This is a genomic window from Verrucomicrobiia bacterium (assembly GCA_035489575.1).
Taxonomy (GTDB): Bacteria; Patescibacteriota; Saccharimonadia; order Saccharimonadales; family JAGQNK01; genus DATHJY01.
This window is the reverse complement of the sequence record DATHJY010000006.1, coordinates 31212-52766: the sequence shown is the minus strand read 5'-3', so window position 1 is coordinate 52766 and position 21555 is coordinate 31212. Positions and strand designations below refer to the sequence as shown.

The following is a 21555-nucleotide window of genomic DNA, read 5'->3' as shown; positions in this document are numbered from 1 at the left end:
GCACCAATTTGAGAAGCCTGCCAAGGGTAGGCTTTTTAAATTGGTTCACAGGGCCTCGAACCTTCACCCAAAAAGGCGTGGAGGTGAGACATGCCTGTGGCATGTCGCAAGGCAATCTTCTGGGGCAAGCGTGCTTGCCGCCATGAAGTTGCGGGGTCGCCAGAGGTGACCAAGTCCTCTCTCGCGCACCAAAATAGTTTTACAGATAAGAAGACGACCGGCTTGCTGGCGTCTTTTTGTTTTGTATCTGTTATTTGGTTCAAGTCCTCTTTGGTTCTGATACACTGGCTTCATGCTTGTATCACCTGAACAAATTGCCCCATCACAGGATTTTCTGAAGGAAAGAACTGTAAGATTTATTTTTGCGTGTTTGCATGAGGGTAATGCTGACAATTTACCACCTACTCCTCTCGTCCGCAAAGACGAGAAAGGCAAACTCGTTGCCATTGACGGCCATAACCTCATTGCTGTCCGGCTCTTCCGAGGAGAAGACATTGAGGTGGTTGTCGTAGAATCTCCGACTGATGGATTGCCCCCGACAACAGAAGCAAATGTTACACGCAACCGGGAGCTGGCCGAAAAATACGACTCCGCGCTAGATAAGCAACGAAAAGTCGCGGCTGAGGGTATCGTAACTTTCTCTGATCTCATAGCGCGATATCAATCCTTGTTTGCTGAAGCTTCAGTTTCGTAAGACTTTATCTCAGTAAATATTTCTCCACCCCGATATTGAAAGCCAAGATCGACTAACTTTTGATACATCAGCAAAATACTGTCATAAATTGGGTTCCATCTAACGGCGCATTGGCGCACCAAAACAACTGGGCGACCCTTTAGTGGTCGTCCTGTTGTTTTGTAGCCGGAGGACTTGAACCGATAGGTGAGGACAGCCAGTGGCTGTCCGCAAGGGAACTTTCCGATGGCAACTGGTTGCCAATCGTGAAAGTTCTGGGGGCGTGCTTGCGTGACCAAGTCCTCTCTCTCCAAAATAATAAGGCGAGCATAGCGGCTATCTTGTGGAAGTGACCATGCAATATGAAAAATTACAAAGAGTAGATGGGTTTCTAAATTTCTGCGAAATCATCACTATTGAGTAGCGGTAGCAGCCGTAACGCAGCCTGTACCGCCGGCCAAGTGGTACGTATCGCTGGCTGGAAGAACTCAACTTCATTGACAGGTACCCACTTGTATTGGGCGTATTCGTTGCCGTTCAGACTTATCTCGCCACGTTGAAAGATGGCTACATGATGAGGCAAAACCATGCTTTTGCCGTCCTTTTTTCGGTAGAGCTCCTGAAAGCAACTCATGGTCCAGCAGATGTTCAGTTTGGCATCAACTCCAATTTCTTCATCCTTTTCGCGCTTTAATCCGGCCAGCAGCGACTCGTCCGTGATTTCGGTCTTGCCGCCAATGAAGCTGAAGATGCCATTGTAATCCTGCTCGTCTTTTCGTTGAGCCAGCAACACCTTTGTTTTGTCTTTCGAGAAAACTATTTGTTTCGGGCAATATTGGAAGTAAGTGGCGTCAGTCATAAGTTGGCTCCTTAAGCAACAAGCTCAGCAATCTGTCTTCGTAATGCCGCAATATCATCGTACATTGTCGACTCTATGCCAAACATGAAATTATAAAGTTCTTTCGTTTTTCGTTTGCCGATTCGGCCATGTATAACTCGCGTGTTATCAAGTATCAATAACTGACCAGGTTTAAGGGCAATCTGACGCTCGACTTTTGTCAGTTCCACTCCGTGGCGTTTGTAAAAGTCTTGCTCTTGCTCGTATGCACTACCTTCGTTCAGCTGCTTATCGGTCTGAAACCACTGGCCAACGGTTTTGTCTATTTCTTTCTCGAGCTCATGCGTGTCATGCAGGGCGTCAATAAACCTTGCGAAACATGCGAGACGAAGTGTGTTGTGATTAGCCCAGCCATCACCATACTTACGGACATACCGCACAATCCGATTCTCGATTTCTAGAGGCGTCAAGCACAGGCCCTCCAATAAGCCACTAAGTTCTACGAGCCGTGTGCGGGCTGTAACCATATGCAGGGTAGTTTTCGGCAGATAAATGCCAACATGGGTTACAAGCAACTGACTGTTGCTTTCCACTAATGGTTGTCCCATGTCAAAATGCAATACTTGAAAGCTGGTGGCCACTATGTCATCACACACTGGTATCTGATCGGCCTTAGCAAGTCGTATGCGCGATTGAAAACGAGCGTGCAAAGTGACTTTACCTGAATCAATGCTATGGATAAAGGCTTGCTGAGTCGCCAGAGCTGTTTGCGCATTGGGTATGTCGTCAATAACCGTCCAGCCATGTGTATAGTAGTCATCGGTTACAGTCCCAGTATGGGTCTTGGGAGTTGGCATAGCTCGGTCAAACAGTAGTCGCTGGCTATTAAAAATTGACGGGGTATTGGTGCCCACATCTTTCATCTCTTTCTCCGTAGTTTGTGTTTATTTAAGGTTTTTGCCCATAAGCTCTAGCACCATATATAGTGTATGATAGTCCTGCTAACATACCAATGTAATATTTACCTTTTACCTAGTTGTTGTAGCCCTCGCAAGTGCTTCACTGGTTGTGCAGTCGAGTTCGAGTAGCTTCTCGTTATCAGCAAATGCTGTCATAGGTAGTGTTCCACGACAGTCGATGTAGTGCACCATATAAAAACCTGGCCTAGTGTCAGGTTTTTATATGGTCTGTCAAGGCAGGTTTCTAGACCATGATGAAATCAGTTCGGCAAGCGTACCAGGGTGTGCTGTTTTCATTACTAAAATTACAAAGAAAATCAATATAGTTCCAGGTTTGTGTTCCGACAATGCCATCAGCCTCCAGGCCAATAGTGGCATCGTCCTGAAAAGCTTGTACTGCATAGTAGGTTCCCTTACCGAATTTGCCGTCTATAGGCCCCGTATAGTAGTGGGCGGCGAGATTGTGTATAAAACCCTGCAAAGCCGCAACACACAGCTTTTGATTCTGCACCCAGAGCTGAAGAATGGGCCGATACGCTTCGCACTGCATAATAGTTGGTGAGCACGGCTGGGGCGGACTACACGGTGGCAAGCCATGGGCTGCTGCTTTGCCGGGTGCAGATATGGCTGCAGTCGCAAAAGCAAGCGCAACGACCGCTACCGCGGATTTGTAGAACTTAGTAGATAAGGATTTAAACATCTTAATACCCCGTAGTTAAGCTTTCTTCACCTATCCTCTCTTGCTTTTTGTAGTTGTCATATTAGTTTTTTCTCATAACACTTTTGATTTTTAATAAACGTTAAAGAGACTCAAGCATCCGTTGCAGTTTTGGACTCATACCACTCTTGTGATAGCTTTCTACTGCTGTACGCAGCGTAGTTTTTTGGGCATCCGACAGCCTGAGGGGCAATGGCTTATCACGCTCTTCATATATACGCGCTATCTCTTGGACAAGTTGGCCGGGCACAAATAGCACCTGGCCACGCCGTCCAGCCGCTCGCAGACGCCGGCGAAACAACATGCCTCCCCACAGTTCGACCGTCTGGTGCACAAACACTGCAAGAGCTGCCAAGATCCCGCCAATTGGTGCATAAAAACTAATGGGCCCACCAGCCAAAACGCCTATAAGTGACCCAGTGAAGTACAAAAAGCCAACCGCAGCAGCGGCCCGCACTGGAATCTTCCGTAAGTACCACGGATCAACGCTGAATCTAATCCGACCGATAACAGCTACATACCCCAGTGACGTTTTGTGCATAATTCCCCTTAATCTTTTGTATAAGTGTAGGTAACTATCCACTGCTTGGTCAATCTACAGATAAATGAAGGGCGTGCAATCCGTTGCAGATATCGTATTATAAAAGAAATATGTTATAATATTGGTAAGTGTACTTCCCACTCGACCAAAAACCAGGAAGTTCCCAAGTTGTCCCGTGAAAGGACGCTAAACATGTCAAACATCCGGCACGCCCTGGATGTTGTGATCACACCGAGCGGCTGGCGCAACATGCGCAAGACCGCAGAGGTCTTGATCGCCCCCGTGATGGTCATGGTGATCATCTGGCCCTTCGGCCTCGGAACCATCAAGAGTCCGGCTGGGCTGGTGGCTTGCACCACGGCTGCAGCCATTCTGGCCGGTGGACTCACGAGCTTGGTCACCCTCGCAGAGGGCAAGCACTCCTTGGGGGATTCCCTCTCCCATTGGCGCAACTCGATCTGGCTCTCTCTGTTCGGCTTGGCCTTCGGTATCGGCATAACGGAGATGTTCATCTGGTCGTTCCAGCAGGACTACCACTACGTGGGCATCGACACCCCTGACACCACGCGCATCGCGCTGACAGCGGTCGGCTTCTACGTCGGCTTTGTCCTGAACACGTTGTTCGCGCTCCGCGATGGCTCGTTCCCCGGGCGCGTGTCCGCACCGTCGCCGGCCCAACAGCCGCGTCCGCTGGCACCTGTTACCCCTCTGCGCCTGGTTCCTGGCGACGAGTCGACCGACGCAAGCACCAACTGATCCGGGACAAGACCTTGGGAAAAGTCCTAGCCACGACTAGGCCATGAAGTAGGGTGATGAGGAGGGACCTCATCTTTTGATCTTTTGATCTTTTAGATCATCAAACCATACCTTACTTCATGCCAAACGCTTCTTCTGATATGGTCAGAACTGACGAGTCCAAAAGGACGAAAAGCGTTAAATTTGGTTGGTTCCGTACCGGACCTTGCTATGCTGATAGTAATGAAAAATGCTAAACGCCCGTTTGCCAAGCGCAGGCTTATGCTGCTTTGGGGCATAGCCGGTCTGGCAATTGGCATGGTGGCTCTTTTGATCTATCTGTATTTGGCGGGCACCTTATTCTCGTCGACACCAAGAGGAGCGCTCAGGGCATACGGCCAGGCCAAGCAGAACATTCCACACAATGCGATTCCCCCTGTGGGAGCCAGTTTAGAGAAATGCCACAAAGGCACTTCGGTCATATACAAAGTAAGCAAGAGCCTTGGTTTCGACGACTACAGCGAGTACTTTACCCGCCGCGGCAATAAATTTGGCTACGACAAAGCCAGTGAAGATGGCATCGAAACCTGGTCGACCGTAAATATAGAAGGCTTTCGGTGCCAGATAGTAGAGACCACCAGCCTTTAACGTTTGACAGCAGTCAGCGTTAAAAGTAATCTGAAGAGAAGTTATATGCCGCTCATGCAGACACATTACGCTTCGGTAGTTCGCGCTAAATATTTTAACCTTCTTCTGGCCGCCTTGTCAGGGTTGGTTGCCCTTGTGCTGATTTTGGGATTTGTCCAGCGGTCTTCGGCAGCTTGCGCCACCCTGCCCACCCCTAATGGATCGGCTACCCAAACCGTTTCGCTGCCGGCCACCGCTACCTACACCATCTGGAGTCGAGTCAGTGCACCAGACGCCACCAACAATTCGTATTATTTAGAGATCGACGACACCACCTGCGGTGTAGTTGTGGGGGACAACACCCTGCCCACCAACACCTGGACATGGGTAAATCATCGTGACGGCAACACCAATTCCAAGATCACCGTTAACCTGACCGCCGGCAATCACACCATTCGCATGGTTGGCAGAGAAACAGGCATGAGACTGGATAGGGTTGTATTTACGGCTGATTCCGGCTGTGTACCCACTGGGCTGGGAGACAACTGTGCCACGCCCCCACTGGATACCACTCCGCCCACCGTGTCTCTGACCGCTCCCACAAATGGCCAGACCGTTTCTGGCACCGTCGCCCTCACCGCCAATGCCACCGATGCTCAAGGCGTAACGCGCGTTGAATTCTTTAGAGGCAATCAACTTATCTTAGAGGATGCGGCCAGCCCCTTCACTATCAGCTGGAACACCACTTCGGTGAGCAACGGAGTACACAGCCTGACCGCCAAAGCCTATGACGCCGAGGGCAACGTTGCCACCAGTGCCGCCGTAAGTGTGACTGTTTCGAATCAAGCGCCCACTCCACCCCCAACGCCGCCGCCTACGCCTCCCCCAACACCCACACCAACTCCTACACCTACGCCTCCTCCGACCCCGCCGCCTACACCCGCGCCTACTTTCCGCGCAGAAGATATCAATCAAGACACCAAGGTAAACATCCTGGACCTCAGCATCTTTGCATCCAGGTACGGCCAACAAGGCGCCAACCTAGGTCGCTCAGACATCAACAGCGACGGCCGGGTCAACGTGCTAGACCTGAGCCTGTTGGCCTCCAAGTACGGCACCTAAATAGAATTACACATCTGTTGGTTGGTAGTTTTCGCCGCCGTAGGTCACATACAGGTCATGTGGATGGCTTTCGCTTAAGCTGGCTTGGGTGATGCGAGTAAACTGGGCAGTTTCCCACAACTCCGCAATAGACTGAGCGCCCGTGTAATAAAAACCGGAGCGTAAGCCACCGAGCAGTTGCGACACCAACGCCTCCACACTGCCAGTGCACGGCACCAAACCTTCTACGCCCTCAGCAATCAACACATCGTCTTTGTAGCTTTTGCCATGGAACTCGTCTTCGGAGCTAATAGCGAGACCCTTCTTCATAGCCGCGACCGAGCCCATACCGCGATATTCTTTGAACGTATATTCTTTAGCACCGTTGACAATACTGCGAAAGCGAGCCGGTACTTCATGTGGCGCCAGTTTGACGGTTTTGCCGGGTGCCTCTATGGTGGCTGCAAAAATTCGGCCCATCATCACACCAGAAGCACCAGCAGCCAAGGCTTTGACGATATCGCCAGAATAAGTAATGCCGCCGTCAGCGATTATCGGTACGCCGTATCGATACGCTACTTTAGCTGTATCCAAAATCGCCGTCAGCTGCGGGACACCCATGCCCGAAATAATTCGTGTCGAGCAAATCGCCCCTGGCCCCATCCCAACGCGCAGTCCGTCTGCGCCAGCCTCTATGAGTGCCTTGGCACCTTCAGTTGTTGCAACGCTACCGGCTATGACATCTACATCAAAATGTTTTTTAATATAATGCACCGCCAAAATAACCCGCTGCGCGTGTCCATGTGCCGAGTCTACGATCAACACATCGACACTCGCCCGTACCAGTTGCCTGACACGCTCCTCGTAACCCGGGCTAGAGCCAACAGCCGCACCAGCCAGTAACCCCGCGGCTTTTATTTTTTTGACTTCAGCTGCTTGCTGCGGAATTGCCAAATTGCGGTGCACAAATCCAATCCCGCCCTGTGTACCCAATGCAATCGCTAATTCGCTCTCAACGACCGTGTCCATAGGAGCAGCTATCAGCGGCGCATGAAGCTGAATATTTCTTGTTAGCTGGGTCGAGAGATCAATCTCTGACCGTTCAAACCCCGAGTAGCGTGGCCTGAGCAATACATCGTCAAACGTGAGAGCTAGAGTAAATTGTTCCATAAGGTATTCTAGCCTTGTTTGACAAAGCCTGTCAAAATCCTTATGCAAATCGTGGACGCTTCTGGCTAGTGGCTGACGTCTATACGGTAGACGTTGCCGGAGAGAATCGCCAGATATAGTTCGCCTCCGACGTCTTCGCCAAAGCTACTCAGGCCTTCTTCGGAAATACCGGCGTTGATCGTCTGCGTCAGACCCCAGGTACCATCTGCTTTCTTGGTGAGGTAGCGGAGTGTGCTGTTGCAGTAATCGCTAAAGATATAAGTCCCCTGGAATTCTGGATGTTGGGTGCCGCGATAGATATAGCCACCGCTTACCGAGCAGCCGTTGCCGTGACTGTACTCATAAATGGGATTGGTAAAGGCGTTGACGTTACTGCAATTGGGATTGTCTTGGGCGTTGAATGGGTGCGCGCCCTCGCGGCAACGCCAGCCAAAGTTCTTGCCGCCTACACCGGCTGCCGAAAAGTCGATCTCTTCCCATTCGCCCTGACCAACGTCGCCGATCAGCATATCGCCTGTGGTACGGTCAAAGCTAAAGCGCCACGGATTGCGCAGACCGTAGTGCCAAATCTCGGGCTTGGCACCAGGAGTACTTGCAAAGGGGTTACCGGCAGGTATTTTGTACCGTTGGGCGGCAGTGGCTCCTGCGACGTCGATGCGCAGAATTTTGGCAAGATAGGTGCTCAGACACTGCCCGTTGCCATAGACGCAGTGCTGCCCGTGACCATCGTTAGAGCCACCACCGTCACCAGTGGCAATATACAAGAATCCATCTGGACCAAACTGCAGGCCACCACCGTTATGATTCTCTTCTGGCTGGTCATAGCCCAGAATTACCAGCTCAGAATTAGGATCTGCAACGTTGGGGTTACCGCTGCTCCGAGTAAACCGTGAGATGACCGTATCGCCAGCACTAATAGCCTGCCCGTTAAAGGTGCCTCGATTGCTATTGACGATATAGTTTACGTAGAAATAACCGTTTTGGGCGTAGTTAGGGTCAAATGCCAGGCCCAACAAACCCTGCTCTCCACCAGTAACAATTCGGGAGCTCAGGTCCAAGAACACTGCGTTGGCCACATTAGAGCCATCTTTGTTGGACACATGAATCTTGCCACGCTGGCTGGTAATAAATAGCCTGTTATCGCCGGCTACTCGCGTATTGGAAATATCAATAGGTGCCACAATGCCCGACGCCGTGAGGGTAAGCGAGGTGCTGACATTGGTGGGTGGATTCAGTCCAAATGACACATAGTGACCACACGACGTATTGGGATGATCATGACCAATAAAGGCATTGCCCTCGAGTGGTGTATTTTCACAGAGATCAATCGAAGCGGTGGGTGTGGCGGCGTTAGTCACCAGCAGCGTAGCCAGCCCTATTCCGGCAAAAACGGCGATGAACAACACGCGTATGTGCTTGGGGCTTTGTACAAACCAGCGCTTAAGTCGGTTAAGCTTTTTCATAGACAATTTATGCATATACAGTATCACAAATCTGGCACGAGCGTCTGCCGGACATAGTAGTTACAGTCCGCGTTGCTCCCGGAGCTCACAGGTGGCGTATAATTAAGCACATAAATAAAGGGGTTGGTTATGGCAAAAGAAGACACCAAAAAAGTAAACATTATTCACAAAAACGGGCCACTCGGCGGCGTGTTTCTGATGACCTACATTGGGGCAGCAGTTTATTTTGTACAGCGAGCAGATGGGTTTTGGAACGTTGTTGCCGCGCTTCTCAAGGCAGTCGCATGGCCAGGCTTTCTCATTCACAGAGTTTTCGAACTGCTTAAGATTTGACCGCCATCTAGGCGGCATAGAAATCGAGTATCTGGCGACTGGCGGCGATAGCATGGTCAACATTCATGGGAACACGAGCCAAGGGTTGCTCGCCCATAAAGGCAGCATGAATCGACAGCCCTGCCGGTGTGATAATCTCGGACCCCAACTCAGCCTGAGGCTCCCCTTCGGGTCCACGGAAAGCGTATTCTACGACCAGGGCCGCACCAGTGCTGGGCAGGGTTGTCTCTGCGCCCCGTCCGCCGGAAAGCACCCATGCCGATGTAAGGGCATTGGCGGCATGGAGACGATCTGCCGAAAACAGCACGCCATCTTCCAGGCGCAACCCATGCTCGGCAACCAAGTACCGAGTAGCTGCTTCGGTTCGCACCGCCTTCAACTCCTTGCCCCCAAGGGGCTTTCTTCTAGAATATCCGGCCGACGATCGCGCAAGATATTGTGTATTTGGCGAATGCGCTCGATTCCACCCCAGCGGACCATGGGATCAGCTAGGGTCGTCAACAGGTCAGCGTCAGCACGCTCAGCCTGAAACCTTAGCTCACCCGTATCGGGTATCACAATCATTAGTATATTTTAACATTTAACAACAAATACGTCAATCTTCCCGAAGAGCCACTGGCTCCCTTATTTTATCTGGCTTCACGTACTGGGCGATGTCGTCTGGCTGCAAAAACTTTATGGTAAAGAAGTCCAGATCCGGCGCTCTAAAAAGCGGCGCTTTCACACAATCAAACTCGTGCAGCCTGTCATCCCTAATGTCGGTCAGGCTGTAGCGGCCGCGGTTCAGAAAAAAGCGAAGACTCCCCGCATTGTCCTGATGCCCTGTTAAAAACTTAAAGCCGAGGTTACCCGCAACCCGGACCAAGCTCTCGTGCAAAGCCACACCAGCTCCTCGGCCACGCAGGAATGGGTTTATTTCGAACGCTTCGTTCAGGAGGAGATCAGAACCTATTTCGCTCATGTCACCATATGCTAAGGGGCGGGCGAACCGTTCGGAGCCCCGCCTCAGCCGCGGGAAGTCCTCTAGATCTTCCTCTGTCAGGATCTCGAAGGTGTGAGCCATCTCCGTCAGGTTCATGCTCATTGCATCGGAAATAATGTAGCTGACACTTCTGTCACTTGCGGCTGCCACAATACTTACGGGCGCCACAACCCCGGGAAGGTCAACAAATGTCGGCGGTACCAAGTCCGCCGCCACCAACCTGCCAAGCTTAGAAGCCCCGGCTTCTAAGCTGGTGTCCACGATATCGTCCCACCCAACGTACTCGGCTCTCTCGGCCATATCTCCTAGTCTCCTTACTTCAGACTGTATTGTACCGCTTCTTATGCTTCGAGGGGCTATGGAGCCCGGTCCAACATTGCTCCGCTCTCTTGTGAATCTATTTATGAATTATTCGGCTTTTTGCAGCGGCCCCTGCGGCATATAATGATCAGCGGCCTCTTACAAAACACAAACAAGAGACTTTGGGGTTATGACACATGAAAACACAGCCTATTCGGTATGGAGGTTTGGTTCGGACTTTTCTAAAAGTCGGGGCCACTGCTTTTGGTGGCTGGTCCACCACGGCCTTGTTATTAGAAAAAGAGTTTGCCGACACCAAGGAGCTGACAAAGCGCCAGGTCCACACGGCCGTTGCATACGCCCAAATTTTGCCAGGAGCTACGCAGATACAAATCGTGTCCAACATCGGCTACCAGCTCAGGGGAGTCCGGGGCGCTTGTGTCGCCGTAGCGTCATACGTGACACCAGCTTTGATATTGTTCTTGGTATTTTCTGTGGTGTATTTCCGGTTCTTGCAAGGCTCGCAAGCGCTAGAGCATTTAGGCGGAGTCAGCGCTGCACTGGGCGGCGTCATGCTGGCCAACGCCTACCGAATTGGCAAGAAACATGTCAGCCACCCCTGGATGTGGATGCTGATATTTACATCAGCCACAATCCGGTGGATGGGGTGTAACCCGGTGATTATCGTTTTTGTATTTGGCGCGACAGCCGCCTTGCTGTCTTTCTGGAATACCAAGGAGCGAAAAGCCCATGGGTGAACTACTGCATCTTTTCATAAACATGGTGACCATTAGCCTGATCACTTTTGGTGGGGGTGGGCCGGCCTTTTTCTACCAGGTCGGGGTAGTGCAGACTCACTGGATAACAGCCATTGACCTGTCTGCGGTATTGGCTTTTGGCTATGCCACGCCTGGCCCGGCTGCCAACGGCGCTGCTGCATTTATGGGCTACCGGGTGGGCGGCATTGCAGGGTTTGGAGTGGGTGCGCTGGGTATTTATATCGCGCCATGGATACTGTCCTTGCTGGCCGCCAAATATTTAAGCAGCGTTGCCGACCACCCCCATGTCCAATATTTTGTAAAAGGCGTCAGTCTGGCGGCGCCGGGCGTTGTAGCCGTTACGGCTATCCACCTGCTGCCTCCCGACTTCTCGTCTAGCCTGTGGCTTGTCTGTATCGGCGCTGGGTCGTTTCTAGCCATCGCCAAATGGAAGGCCAACCCCCTGCTAGTCATGGCTGTCGGCGGCATACTAGGAATATGGGTCTAGAGCATAGATATGAAATGGGTTCGTGGTATAGTTTTTGGCATAAGTAACAATGGAGTATACTATGGGGTTTTTAGTCTTTCTGCTAATGGTCATCGGCTTTTTGGTAGTCACGGGGTTGCGGCTCATCAACCAATACGAACGTGGTGTGGTGTTTCGCCTAGGCAGAGTACGCCCGGACATTAAACAGCCCGGACTCAGGCTGATCATTCCCGTGGTAGACCAGATGCGAAAAGTTGATATACGCATCATCACCCTGCCCGTAGACTCGCAAAAGATTATCACCAGAGACAACGTATCCATAGATGTTGCGGCCGTTGCCTACTACAACGTCACCGACGCTACCAAATCTATCGTAGAGATTGCTAACGTTATGAATGCCACCTATCAGATTGCTCAAACCACCGTGCGCAATATTGTTGGCCAGAGCACACTGGACGAAGTACTCAGTAACACCGCCAAGATTAACGAAGCCATCAAGGGTATCCTAGACAACGCCACAGAAAAATGGGGCATCTACGTCAGCACCGTCGAACTCAAAGACATCCAACTGCCAGACAGCATGCAGCGGGCCATGGCCAAAGAGGCCGAGGCCGAGCGCGAAAAGCGGGCCAAGATTATCGCCGCCGAGGGTGAGGCCCAAAGCGCCGCCAAACTGGGTGAAGCGGCTGACATCATTGCCCAGCATCCTATCGCCCTGCAACTCCGCAACCTCCAGGTACTAAACGAGATAGCCGTAGAAAAGAACAGTACTATTATCTTCCCCAGCCAGTTCATGGACACCGTTGCCAGCGTCAAAGACTTCATGACCAAAGAAGCCATAAAGTAAGCAAGAAAAGTTTATTTGCTGACTTTTTGCTGGCGGATAGTCCAGCCTTCTATAGCGTTGAAGCGGTCAGTCGGTGTGTTGAGCACTTTGGGTGCAAAGCCTGCAACGTCACCATGTGTCACATACAAGAAACGTGGTTGGTACAAGGCTAGTGCTGGTGCATCGCTCCGCCACGCCTCTAGAAACGGACGGTATTTGCTGGCACGTATGGCGGCGTCCGAGCGAGTGCGGCCTGCCTCTAGCGCTTTGTCGGCTCCGGTAGAGATATATTCTGATAAGTTCAGACGGCTCGGTGCACGAGGGTCGGCCTGCGAACTATGCCAATATGCAAATACATCGGGATCAGTTCCCAGCGAGATACCGTACAGCACAGCCTCGTAGTCGTGGCGGCTGACAATGCCCTGCACGTCAGCATCAGACTGCAACATGACCTGAGCATCAACCCCAATATCCCGCCAAGCCTTTTGCAGATAGCCCGTTACGGCCGTGTATTCACTAGTACTCTGGGCCGATAGCTGGAAACTCAGCACCTTGCCGGCTTTAGACCGTATACCATCTGGACCCTTTACCCAGCCGCTGGCATCGAGGAGTTTACTGGCCGTATCAGTATCATAGGGCAGCTGCGTGAGCGTTTTGTCATAGCCCAGCTGCGACGCCAGCAATGGTGCCTTGGCCAAGATAACCGGATACTCTAGGTCTTTGGTAGCAGACGCAACATCTACAGCCAACACTAGCGCTTTACGCACAATAGGGTCATTGAAGGGCTCGATAGTATTTTTGAAGAACACCATAACTTCACCAGTCAGCGGAATGTTATGTTCTATGGTTTCAGAAGAACGCACGTTGTCCGGCAAGCTGGTCAGACCAGACATAGCCGTTAGCTCACCGCCGCGGAAGCTGTCCAGCATCTGTTCCTCGGACCGAAATGTCCTCAGAATAAAATGATCCAGCTGTGGAACACCGTGATAATACAGTTCGTTCGGGATCAGCCCAATACGCTCTTCGCGGTTCTCCTGGGTCTCGCCGGCTACTTCCAGCGCCTCCCACCTGAACGGACCCGACCCAACGGGGGCCATGGTATTGAATCGTATGGTGCGCAACTGCCCCGGCTGGGTTGATTCTAGAAGGTGCTTGGGAACGATGCCATTGGTGAGGCCCGTCGGGAAAGACGCCAGAACATTGGGTAGTGTAAAGACGATCGTCTTCTCTGTGGGTGCCTCTACAGTGATGCCTTTCCAGCTATTGAACAGTGGTGACTTAGCATCAGGATTTTGGATGATCTTATAGGTGTACAGCACGTCTGCCGATGTCAGCGGATGACCGTCGTGCCATTTCACATTGTCGCGCAGCGTTATAGTAAAGCGGTTGCCCCGTTCGTCGACGTCCAGACGCTTGGCCAAGTCGCCGGTTAGTTGGTTGTTTTGGTCGTACTTGAACAGTCCAGAGAACACCAGACGAGCCGCAGCCGCATCGGCCGCAGTAGTAGCATACAGAGGGTTAGCGGTGGTAAAGCTACCAATAACGCCTTCTGTATAAGTACCCCCTGGGGCTGGGGCAAGCTTTTGGTAGTATTGGCTCAGGCCCCGGAGCTGCGTGACTGATCCAATAATAAGAAGCGTGACCAGGAGAACCCAACTGACCACAAACCGTCGTACATCCGTCAGACGACTCAGCCGCTTAAAGAAATGCTCTTCTAGCTGTTCTTCGGCCTGGATACCTATGTCTTCGACCTGGCGTCGGCGCTGGCGCACGCGTCGGCGCCAGCGCAATTTGGTAGTACGATCAATCATAAACTTTCACTATTTTAGCACTTATGCAGGGGAAACCTGAGCCTTAAGAACCCCAACCAGGCAGTTTGCTAAGATAACCTATGCGATAATGGCAGAGTATGAAGATCGACCTACTCGCCCCTATCCCCAATCTGGACGGCCAACGTAAGCGTAAGCTTGACTACCGAGACCACCCAATTGACACAAATAGCCCATTCTATACTGAACCACTTGTTTCTATCAAAGACTACGGACTAGGGGGAGTCAGCTATTATAGTAGGGAGAATAATGTCACGGGCGATCCAGTACCCGGAGTGAGCCCACATATATTTGTACGCAAGTCTGTTGCCAAGAAGCTAGCTGCCACTAATGAGTTTCTGCGCCAAGCAACAGAGCTGAAAGAGATATTTGGTGGGACGCTCGAGCTCTATATCGGAGACGGCTTTCGTTCGCCAGAGCTCATCGCCCTTATACACGACGAACTTCTGCCCAATCTGCTGAAGAGGCAGCACCCCAACTGGTCCGAAGAACAAATCAAAGAGCGCCGCAAGCACGTAGTAGCCTACCCCGAATGGTCTAAAACTTCCATGCCACCACATTTTACTGGCGGCGCAGTAGACCTGAACCTAAAGGTGGTTGGCGGCGAGCGCCTGGACGTGGGGCGAGGCCCTGCCGAATTTGGCAAAGATGCTATCTTTACCGATTACCTCGAAAAGCATGCCCTAGAAGACAAGAAATTCGAAAAAGCCCTGTACGCCCGCAGAGTGCTTTACAATATCTTGACCTCTGAATCCGTGGGTGGAGTTGCCATGGCAAACAACCCTACAGAGGAGTGGCACTATTCTTTATATGATCAAATGTGGGCGAAGCTGTGTAATAAACCCGCAGCATTCTATGGCGTGCCTGAGGATCTAAAAACCTTAGAACAACACTAGCGCCAAACTACTGGTACTAGTGTTTATGACTTGGGATTTGTCCTTAAACGATTCCCAGGATAATAGAGCCGGCGAAAACAAAAGCTAAGACGATTGTTATCTGGTGGATGGTGCGGTCAGATCCACGGCGCACGGTGTTAACCTCGCCGCCTCCGCCAAGGCCTGCGCCCAGTGAAGCGCCCCGAGTTTGCATAAGAACAAGAATGGTCAGCGCAACCATGGACCCAATCGTAATGTAGTTGTAGATGCTCATAAACAGAAATTTATCTCTCCTCTAAGATGGTGGATACCAGGTAGTTTACCAGGCCAATCACCAGGCCGGCAACCATAGCCGTCCCAAAAGAGGCAATTTCGAGCTGAGGATACAGCCACCCTACCAAATAAACCATGAAACCGTTGATCACAATCATGAACAGCCCCAGGCTAAACAAGATAGCCGGCAGAGATAAAATAACGACAATGGGCTTGATAATAGCGTTTACCAGCGCCAAGATAAGGCCCGCCAAGATAATGACGCCTATACGGCTATCGTAGTTGATGCGCTCCCCCAGCAGACCTGCAGCAATCCATAGCCCCAGCCCGCACACAAACCAACGAATAAAAAACCGGCTCACTGGTCCTTTCTGCATATTACCCTCCATTGTAACAAAGCCATGGGCAAAATGCTTGTGGTTAAAGCGTAAGGGGTATCTTTTTGGTTAGGTTCTCTATACCGTTAGAGGTGATCAGCACATCGTCTTCTATGCGCACGCCAATTCCCTCTGCCGGGATGTAAATACCGGGCTCTATGGTCAACACCATGCCCGGCTCAAATGGTCTATCCGGATCGTAGATATCATGTGTCTCAAGTCCCAAAAAGTGCGAGGTATAGTGGGGGTAAAACTTGCGCACCTCTTCTTTTTCTATCAGCTTAATCAGCCCAAGCTCGCGCAGTTTTTCGCCCATAAAGTGCTCTACCTGTCCTTCGTATTCCCGATACACAACGCCTGGCTTTAAGAGCGAGGAAGCATAATCATAGACCTCCACAACCGCATCGTACACGGCCCTTTGACGCTTACTCGGTTCGCTCAGTGCGTAGGTTCGAGAAATATCCGCCGCATAACCAGATACTTCGGCCCCGACGTCCATGAGCAATAGTCCGGAAGGGTCGATGGCTTGATCGTTCGCCGAATAGTGCACCGTAGCCGTCCCGGCACCCGTAGCAATAATGGGAGGATACGCATGCTTGGCACCCTTTTTGATAAACAGAGCAGTAAGGTCAGCATGTATGTCTCGTTCGTATTCATATTTTTGGCGCTTTTTGTAGATCAGCTTGAGTCCTTCAATAGTAATATCCATAGCATGCTGCATGGCCTCAAGTTCAATAGGCTGCTTGACTGATCGCATGCGTGCCAAATGCGGGCGCAAGTCTAGCAGCTCCAGCTCTTCGCCGGCTTCAACTTTGAGGCGGGCCAGCAGGCGAGCTCGTGCCGGATTGGTGTACAGGTTGTAGTGGTCAACGTAGGCAGGTGGTGCAGACAGTGTTGCGACGTGTCGCACTTTTTTGAGTCGGTGAGCCAGCTGCTTCCAACCGGTTTTATCAGTCAGTATGTCAGCTATGCCAGAAATATGTGAAAGCCTTTCGGTACTCACCGCTCCGTCAAACGTATTGCGCCACTCTTCGCGCTCGGGCAATATAATGTACTCTTTGTTTTTGTCCATAACCAAAATAGCGTCGGACTCTTCTATGCCAGTCAGGTACCAGAAGTTACTGTCCTGACGAAACGGAAAGGCCGTATCACCATTACGCTGCATCTGCCCATTGGCAGTCAAAATAATAGGCGCAGTCCCCGTAAAGAGTGTCCGTAGTCGCTCACGATTCTGCCGAAAGAATTCCGAAGTAAATTCGGGTCTCATAAAAGTCTCCCCTGTCTCCCTTGACGAACAGTCATAGCCAGCGTACTACAAACCTCGTCTTTTAGCCAGATGCCTCAGTGAGTCAGAAGCTTTCAGACCGAGTGAGGCATATCCGTTGATACGTTGAGCGAGGTATGGGAGTTTCTGGCCGCTGAGACACTGGGTAGGAGGCGAAGTTTGTAGTAGGCTGGCTATCGGTATAACAGCTTAGGAATCCAATATCAGCCAAAAGGCGTCGAACCAGTTGCGATAACCCCTGTTGCTTGGATGAAAGTAATCAGCCGCGTAGACGAGTGGATTGTCTCGCTGCTTTGTCACGTCATACAGCGGCGCCACTCGCAAACCATAGTGCTTGGCGGCCTTTTCGATGATGGCATTTGCCGGACGCACATTTTTCTCTAAGCGCCAGTAGCGGCCGTGGCCAAAATAGGGAATGGTCGACACCACCGTCTGCTTTGGCAACTGTGAAAAAAGCTGGTCAATCTGGCTGCCAAATTCCTGCTGGTGGTAGTTTTTCATGTCATTGGCGCCAATCTCTATGGTGAGGACGGTGGCAGGCGTGGTCAGCATATATTGCAACTGGGGCAGCTGCTTCTCTAGCGCATCCCGGACGGTCGCACCGCTAACACTGATGTTGGTAACGTGTACCGAAGCTTTGTGTTTTTGGGATAATGCCCCCGCCACCAAACCAACATATCCTTTCGTTGGCTTACTGGCACCTATGGCCTGGGCCGTCGAATCACCCAGCGCAATGTACCGTATCTGGTTTTCCTGGGGCAGACCGGCCGTTTGGCGCCAGTGGGCAGCGTAGCGGTTGACACTGAGAGCCAACACTATCACTTTTGCCGACCAGACGATCAGCAAAAAACATAGGATAATCCCACCCACTCGTAGCATGGCCTTTATTATACATGGCTATAAAAGTTAGAGTGCCTGGCGAAATGCGCTACATTTCGCCAGGCACGATCGGTTAAGGGCCTATCCAAGATCTCGCTTTCGTAGCCAAAATCAATCCATTTCGAGGGAGAATTCGTTCTGGTTCGTCTGGCGTAACCGTAGTTACGGCTGGCGGGCCAGGGCGGATTGTCACCGGAATGGGTGGTTTTGGTACGGAACTGGAGATTTTGGATAGGTTCTGGGGCCTACGGGTTCACCCCTAGAAATGGGAACCGGAGTACGGATCCCAATGGGTCGGGTCGGGACCGATCCGCAGCGTGAAGTCGTCGAACACGGTGGTCAACCAGCGGTGCTGGCCGCTCTCGGCCTGGATGAACACCGGGTTGTAGCGATCGCCCTGCAGGGTGATCTGGTTGATCCGGCGCGCTGCCAGCAGGTACTGCGCGACTGCGCCACAGGTGCGGTCGATGCTGAACATGCTGTTGAACTGGTTGGCCAGCCACGCGGACATGCCCACGAACGACACGGCGAAGTTGCCACTGCCCTTCAGCGCCCCCAAGGACACCATAGTCCCGTGGGTCGCGCCGCACACGATGGCCAGGTCCTTGGCGCGCGGCAGGATCTCGTTGTCCACGAAGGCCTGGGCCTCTTCCCAGGTGAACATGGTTGCGCTGGACGACTGCCTGCCTGCACAGAGGCTGCCCAGCCGGGTCTCGTACTCGGGCGAAGCCAGCATGGACGCCGTGGCCCACTCCAGCCCACGGGTGCGGATGGCCTCGGTGTAGGTCTGCAGGCCACCGGGGTCAGGGGCGCGGTCCAGCAGGCTGGCGTACAACATGCCGGCGAGGTCCTGGGGGTTGTCGTGCCACCGCTGGTGGGCCTCGGCGCTGTTGGCGATCTTGAACGAAGCGTCCATGATGCCCCAGCGGCAGTCCTCACGGACGAACCACATGTAGTTGTCATAGCCACCCTGGTCCGGCTGGCGGTCCAAGCTGTGGATGTACTGCGCCCGGATCTCACCCTCGGGGGTCGCCGAACGCCCGTCGCCGGCCGAAGCCGTGCCGGGAACGGCAACGACGACAAATCCCGCCGTCATGAACACTGCCAGCAGCAGTGCCAAGATGCGGGATCTCAGAGATGTCAAAGACCCATTCATGATGGGTCCTCCTTCCGTAGTCTAGTGCCGATAACGATCTCGCTCATTTGAGCGTGGCAGCCACTATATCAGAAAAAGCATAACCACAAATATAAAAATTCCGTCTAAGTGCTACAGACTATCCGAGCGCTTTTGGGCATGAATGTACTGCCTTAGAATGGCCGCTTTTTTGGTGCCCACTACTTTCTCTAATTCAAAATCACGCGCTTGCGTGATGCCGCGCACACTGCCAAAGGTTTTCAATAGTTTTTTGCGAGTAGCAGGACCAATGCTGGGGATATCGTCTAACAAGCTTGCTGTCTGTCGCTTGGTCTTTAGAATCGAGTGATAGCTGACAGCAAAACGATGTGATTCGTCGCGAATCCGTTGCAGTAACTTCGTAAGATTACTAGAGTGCGGCACATTAACCAGAATAAAATCGTCGCTCTCGGTCACAAAGCCACCTAGTTTTTGCAGCACTTCCAGATCCAGCGTAACGTTAGAGAAATCCCTTTTTATGACAATCTGTTCTTCGCGCTTGGCCAACCCTATAAATGGAATCTTTGGACATCCGGCTTCGTCCCGGGCGCGAGTGGCGGCATCCAGCTGTCCCTTGCCGCCGTCTATCAGCACCAAACTGGGCAGCCCCCAGGCTTTGCGGTTACGATCGCTCAAGCGCCGAGTAATAGTTTCGTGCATATTATAAAAGTCGTTGTTGTGATCTTTTTTGGTTTTGAATTTGCGATATTCGCCCTTGTTGCTGACGCCATTGGTAAAGACCACCATACTGGCCACAACGTCTGTGCCAGACATGTGGCTGATATCGTACCCCTCTATGCGCCGCGGGTAATCTTTGAGACCAAGGAGGTCTACCAATTCCCCCAGGGCGTGGTCTTTGCTAATATCCAGGAATTCTTTGTCGCTAAAAATTACTTGCTTGCTCAAGCGCTGCAGTGCCAGCAACTGGTTGCGTACATGAGCAGCCCCCTCAAAATCCTGGGCCCTGGCCAGGCGTTTCATGTCGCCCTCTAGCTCTTTTTCTATGCTTTTACGCTTGCCCTCTATGATGGCCATCAGCTTGCGTAAGTTAGCTCGGTACTCTTCTAGGCTGGTCTTGCCTTCTTCTAGCCCCGGATCCAGCCCCAGATGGTAGTGCAGCGTGGCCCGTTTTTGTCCTGGCGTACGCTTGGTAGCAAACGGAAAAATATGGCGCAAAAACTTCAGGGCTTGGCGTACGCTCTGCGTGCTCAGGTATGGCCCAAAATACCGAGCGCCGTCGTCTAAGGGCCGGCGAGTGGTGGTGACTGTTGGGTAGTCGCTGTCGTAATCTATGCGGATGTACGACATAGATTTGTCGTCACGCAACAAAATGTTATAACGCGGCATATAGCGACGAATCATCTCGGCTTCTAAGAACAGCGCCTCTAGTTCGCTCTCTACCACCATCCAGTCGGTGTCGACGATGTCGACCACTAACACTTCCGTCTTTGGGTCGCGGCCACGGCTCTTTTGAAAATACTGACGTACCCGATTTTTGAGATTGGCAGCTTTGCCCACATAAATAATCTCGCCCGCGGCATTCTTATGAAAATACACACCGGGGTCTTTTGGCAGATCTTTTAACTTAGTCTCTAGGGTTTTATTCATTTTCCATATAACGTTTCATCAGATGTTTTTCAAATTTTCGAACCCTCAGCAGCCGGTCATGCGCGCTGTCCCGGCCGATATATTCGACCCATACGGTTACAAACCCAGCACGCTTGGCACCAAACATATCGGCAATCAGTTTGTCTCCTATCATGGCAATCTTGTGGGGTTCGGCATTGAACAGCCTGACCACTCTGGTAAAGAACCGTTGGTTGGGTTTACGCGTAAACAAAGTAGCTCGTATCACATGGGCGTCGATGCTGTCGGCCAATGGCTGAAGATCATTTGTCACCCGGTTACTGGCAATGCACCAGTCTTTAAATAGGTTACGATTCTGTCGCAGAAAATCGCGAGACTCCCTGGGAAGTTCCTTGCCACGATAGTTTACTAGCGTACTGTCAGCGTCAAAGGCAATATACTCGACGCCCATGTCTTTAAGCGCCGCAAAATCCACATCAGTAACTGACTGTGCTATAAAGTCGGGTACAAATTTGGGGGTAGTAGCCTCTCGTTTCAACTTCTTCATTCCACAACTCCGCACCACACCGGCCTGCCTTCTGGCAAGGCCAGAAGCCCGCCGGTGTTCTTGGCGCTCAGCACCTTTTTCTGCTGTGATCCTCCCTTCACCGTGCTATTGGCACGGCTAATTCGTGAACGGTAAGCCAATAACGTGGCTTTGCCACGTTTTGGGTGCCGACCTGTCGGTCCGGTTCTCGCAGAGAAAAGGCACTGAGCATCCAAGTG

The 21555-nt window shown here is 51.8% G+C and carries 26 protein-coding genes; 9 read left to right on the top strand and 17 right to left on the bottom strand.

Annotation, left to right across the window (positions count from 1 at the left end):
* Nucleotides 1-292: 292 nt before the first annotated feature.
* Nucleotides 293-694: a hypothetical protein gene (locus VK694_03115; GenBank protein ID HTE57710.1), complete on the top strand. Its 402-nt coding sequence runs from the start codon at nt 293-295 to the stop codon at nt 692-694.
* A 370-nt stretch (nt 695-1064) separates the two neighbouring features.
* On the opposite strand, the gene VK694_03110 is transcribed toward VK694_03115, so the two are convergent.
* From VK694_03110 to VK694_03095, 4 genes are all read right to left on the bottom strand, one after another.
* Complete coding sequence (locus VK694_03110; protein HTE57709.1) at nt 1065-1532, bottom strand: NUDIX domain-containing protein; 468 nt, start codon at nt 1530-1532, stop codon at nt 1065-1067.
* Nucleotides 1533-1543: 11 nt separating this feature from the next.
* Nucleotides 1544-2434 (bottom strand): hypothetical protein, encoded by an 891-nt coding sequence (locus VK694_03105; GenBank protein HTE57708.1) that lies wholly within the window; start codon nt 2432-2434, stop codon nt 1544-1546.
* Between the two features lie 280 nt (nt 2435-2714).
* Nucleotides 2715-3170 carry a peptidoglycan-binding domain-containing protein gene (locus tag VK694_03100; protein ID HTE57707.1) on the bottom strand — a complete coding sequence of 152 codons (456 nt, stop codon included), beginning with the start codon at nt 3168-3170 and terminating at the stop codon, nt 2715-2717.
* A 100-nt stretch (nt 3171-3270) separates the two neighbouring features.
* Entirely contained in the window at nt 3271-3729 is a 459-nt protein-coding gene (locus VK694_03095; protein ID HTE57706.1) for a hypothetical protein, read from the bottom strand.
* A gap of 192 nt (nt 3730-3921) precedes the next feature.
* Here VK694_03095 and VK694_03090 point away from each other — a divergent pair, with 192 nt between their 5' ends.
* From VK694_03090 to VK694_03080, 3 genes are all read left to right on the top strand, one after another.
* Nucleotides 3922-4485, top strand: a complete 564-nt coding sequence (locus VK694_03090) for a hypothetical protein (GenBank protein ID HTE57705.1) — start codon at nt 3922-3924, stop codon at nt 4483-4485.
* A 222-nt stretch (nt 4486-4707) separates the two neighbouring features.
* Nucleotides 4708-5112, top strand: a complete 405-nt coding sequence (locus VK694_03085) for a hypothetical protein (protein HTE57704.1) — start codon at nt 4708-4710, stop codon at nt 5110-5112.
* Nucleotides 5113-5166: 54 nt separating this feature from the next.
* Nucleotides 5167-6213, top strand: a complete 1047-nt coding sequence (locus tag VK694_03080; GenBank protein HTE57703.1) for an Ig-like domain-containing protein — start codon at nt 5167-5169, stop codon at nt 6211-6213.
* A gap of 6 nt (nt 6214-6219) precedes the next feature.
* Here VK694_03080 and VK694_03075 read toward each other — a convergent pair whose 3' ends face one another.
* Together VK694_03075 and VK694_03070 are read right to left on the bottom strand one after the other, a co-directional pair.
* A complete protein-coding gene (locus VK694_03075) occupies nt 6220-7362 on the bottom strand; it encodes an IMP dehydrogenase (GenBank protein ID HTE57702.1) in 1143 nt (380 codons plus the stop codon).
* 65 nt (nt 7363-7427) lie between these two features.
* Complete coding sequence (locus VK694_03070) at nt 7428-8825, bottom strand: PQQ-dependent sugar dehydrogenase (GenBank protein HTE57701.1); 1398 nt, start codon at nt 8823-8825, stop codon at nt 7428-7430.
* A gap of 129 nt (nt 8826-8954) precedes the next feature.
* On the opposite strand from VK694_03070, the gene VK694_03065 reads away from it, so the two are divergent.
* Nucleotides 8955-9158, top strand: a complete 204-nt coding sequence (locus VK694_03065; GenBank protein ID HTE57700.1) for a hypothetical protein — start codon at nt 8955-8957, stop codon at nt 9156-9158.
* Nucleotides 9159-9165: 7 nt separating this feature from the next.
* On the opposite strand, the gene VK694_03060 is transcribed toward VK694_03065, so the two are convergent.
* Genes VK694_03060 through VK694_03050 form a run of 3 tightly spaced genes read right to left on the bottom strand, consistent with a single transcriptional unit; the run spans nt 9166 to nt 10440 of the window.
* Nucleotides 9166-9528, bottom strand: a complete 363-nt coding sequence (locus VK694_03060; GenBank protein HTE57699.1) for a hypothetical protein — start codon at nt 9526-9528, stop codon at nt 9166-9168.
* A gap of 5 nt (nt 9529-9533) precedes the next feature.
* Nucleotides 9534-9722: a hypothetical protein gene (locus VK694_03055; protein HTE57698.1), complete on the bottom strand. Its 189-nt coding sequence runs from the start codon at nt 9720-9722 to the stop codon at nt 9534-9536.
* Nucleotides 9723-9753: 31 nt separating this feature from the next.
* Nucleotides 9754-10440 carry a hypothetical protein gene (locus VK694_03050; protein ID HTE57697.1) on the bottom strand — a complete coding sequence of 229 codons (687 nt, stop codon included), beginning with the start codon at nt 10438-10440 and terminating at the stop codon, nt 9754-9756.
* Between the two features lie 197 nt (nt 10441-10637).
* On the opposite strand from VK694_03050, the gene VK694_03045 reads away from it, so the two are divergent.
* The 3 genes from VK694_03045 to VK694_03035 all read left to right on the top strand — a co-directional run bounded on the left by VK694_03045 (nt 10638) and on the right by VK694_03035 (nt 12532).
* Nucleotides 10638-11198, top strand: coding sequence for a chromate transporter (locus VK694_03045; GenBank protein ID HTE57696.1), 561 nt, complete (start codon nt 10638-10640; stop codon nt 11196-11198).
* A complete protein-coding gene (locus tag VK694_03040; GenBank protein HTE57695.1) occupies nt 11191-11706 on the top strand; it encodes a chromate transporter in 516 nt (171 codons plus the stop codon). Before VK694_03045 ends, VK694_03040 begins: the two co-directional genes overlap by 8 nt.
* Nucleotides 11707-11767: 61 nt before the next feature.
* The gene (locus tag VK694_03035; protein ID HTE57694.1) at nt 11768-12532 is read left to right on the top strand and encodes a slipin family protein; all 765 of its coding nucleotides are present in this window, start codon (nt 11768-11770) and stop codon (nt 12530-12532) included.
* 11 nt (nt 12533-12543) lie between these two features.
* Here the strand turns inward: VK694_03035 and VK694_03030 are convergent, their stop codons facing one another.
* Nucleotides 12544-14322, bottom strand: coding sequence for a peptide ABC transporter substrate-binding protein (locus VK694_03030; GenBank protein ID HTE57693.1), 1779 nt, complete (start codon nt 14320-14322; stop codon nt 12544-12546).
* Between the two features lie 98 nt (nt 14323-14420).
* On the opposite strand from VK694_03030, the gene VK694_03025 reads away from it, so the two are divergent.
* Nucleotides 14421-15236 (top strand): hypothetical protein, encoded by an 816-nt coding sequence (locus tag VK694_03025; protein ID HTE57692.1) that lies wholly within the window; start codon nt 14421-14423, stop codon nt 15234-15236.
* 43 nt (nt 15237-15279) lie between these two features.
* On the opposite strand, the gene secG is transcribed toward VK694_03025, so the two are convergent.
* From secG to VK694_02990, 7 genes are all read right to left on the bottom strand, one after another.
* Complete coding sequence (gene secG / locus VK694_03020) at nt 15280-15489, bottom strand: preprotein translocase subunit SecG (protein HTE57691.1); 210 nt, start codon at nt 15487-15489, stop codon at nt 15280-15282.
* Nucleotides 15490-15499: 10 nt separating this feature from the next.
* Nucleotides 15500-15865 (bottom strand): phage holin family protein, encoded by a 366-nt coding sequence (locus VK694_03015; GenBank protein HTE57690.1) that lies wholly within the window; start codon nt 15863-15865, stop codon nt 15500-15502.
* A 43-nt stretch (nt 15866-15908) separates the two neighbouring features.
* A complete protein-coding gene (locus VK694_03010) occupies nt 15909-17132 on the bottom strand; it encodes a Xaa-Pro aminopeptidase (GenBank protein HTE57689.1) in 1224 nt (407 codons plus the stop codon).
* Between the two features lie 207 nt (nt 17133-17339).
* Nucleotides 17340-18029 carry an SGNH/GDSL hydrolase family protein gene (locus VK694_03005; protein HTE57688.1) on the bottom strand — a complete coding sequence of 230 codons (690 nt, stop codon included), beginning with the start codon at nt 18027-18029 and terminating at the stop codon, nt 17340-17342.
* Between the two features lie 259 nt (nt 18030-18288).
* Nucleotides 18289-19149, bottom strand: coding sequence for a hypothetical protein (locus VK694_03000; protein ID HTE57687.1), 861 nt, complete (start codon nt 19147-19149; stop codon nt 18289-18291).
* Between the two features lie 147 nt (nt 19150-19296).
* Nucleotides 19297-20811 (bottom strand): excinuclease ABC subunit UvrC, encoded by a 1515-nt coding sequence (locus tag VK694_02995; protein ID HTE57686.1) that lies wholly within the window; start codon nt 20809-20811, stop codon nt 19297-19299.
* A complete protein-coding gene (locus VK694_02990) occupies nt 20804-21337 on the bottom strand; it encodes an HAD-IA family hydrolase (protein ID HTE57685.1) in 534 nt (177 codons plus the stop codon). The genes VK694_02995 and VK694_02990 overlap by 8 nt, the downstream gene beginning before the upstream one ends.
* Between the last annotated feature and the right edge of the window lie 218 nt (nt 21338-21555).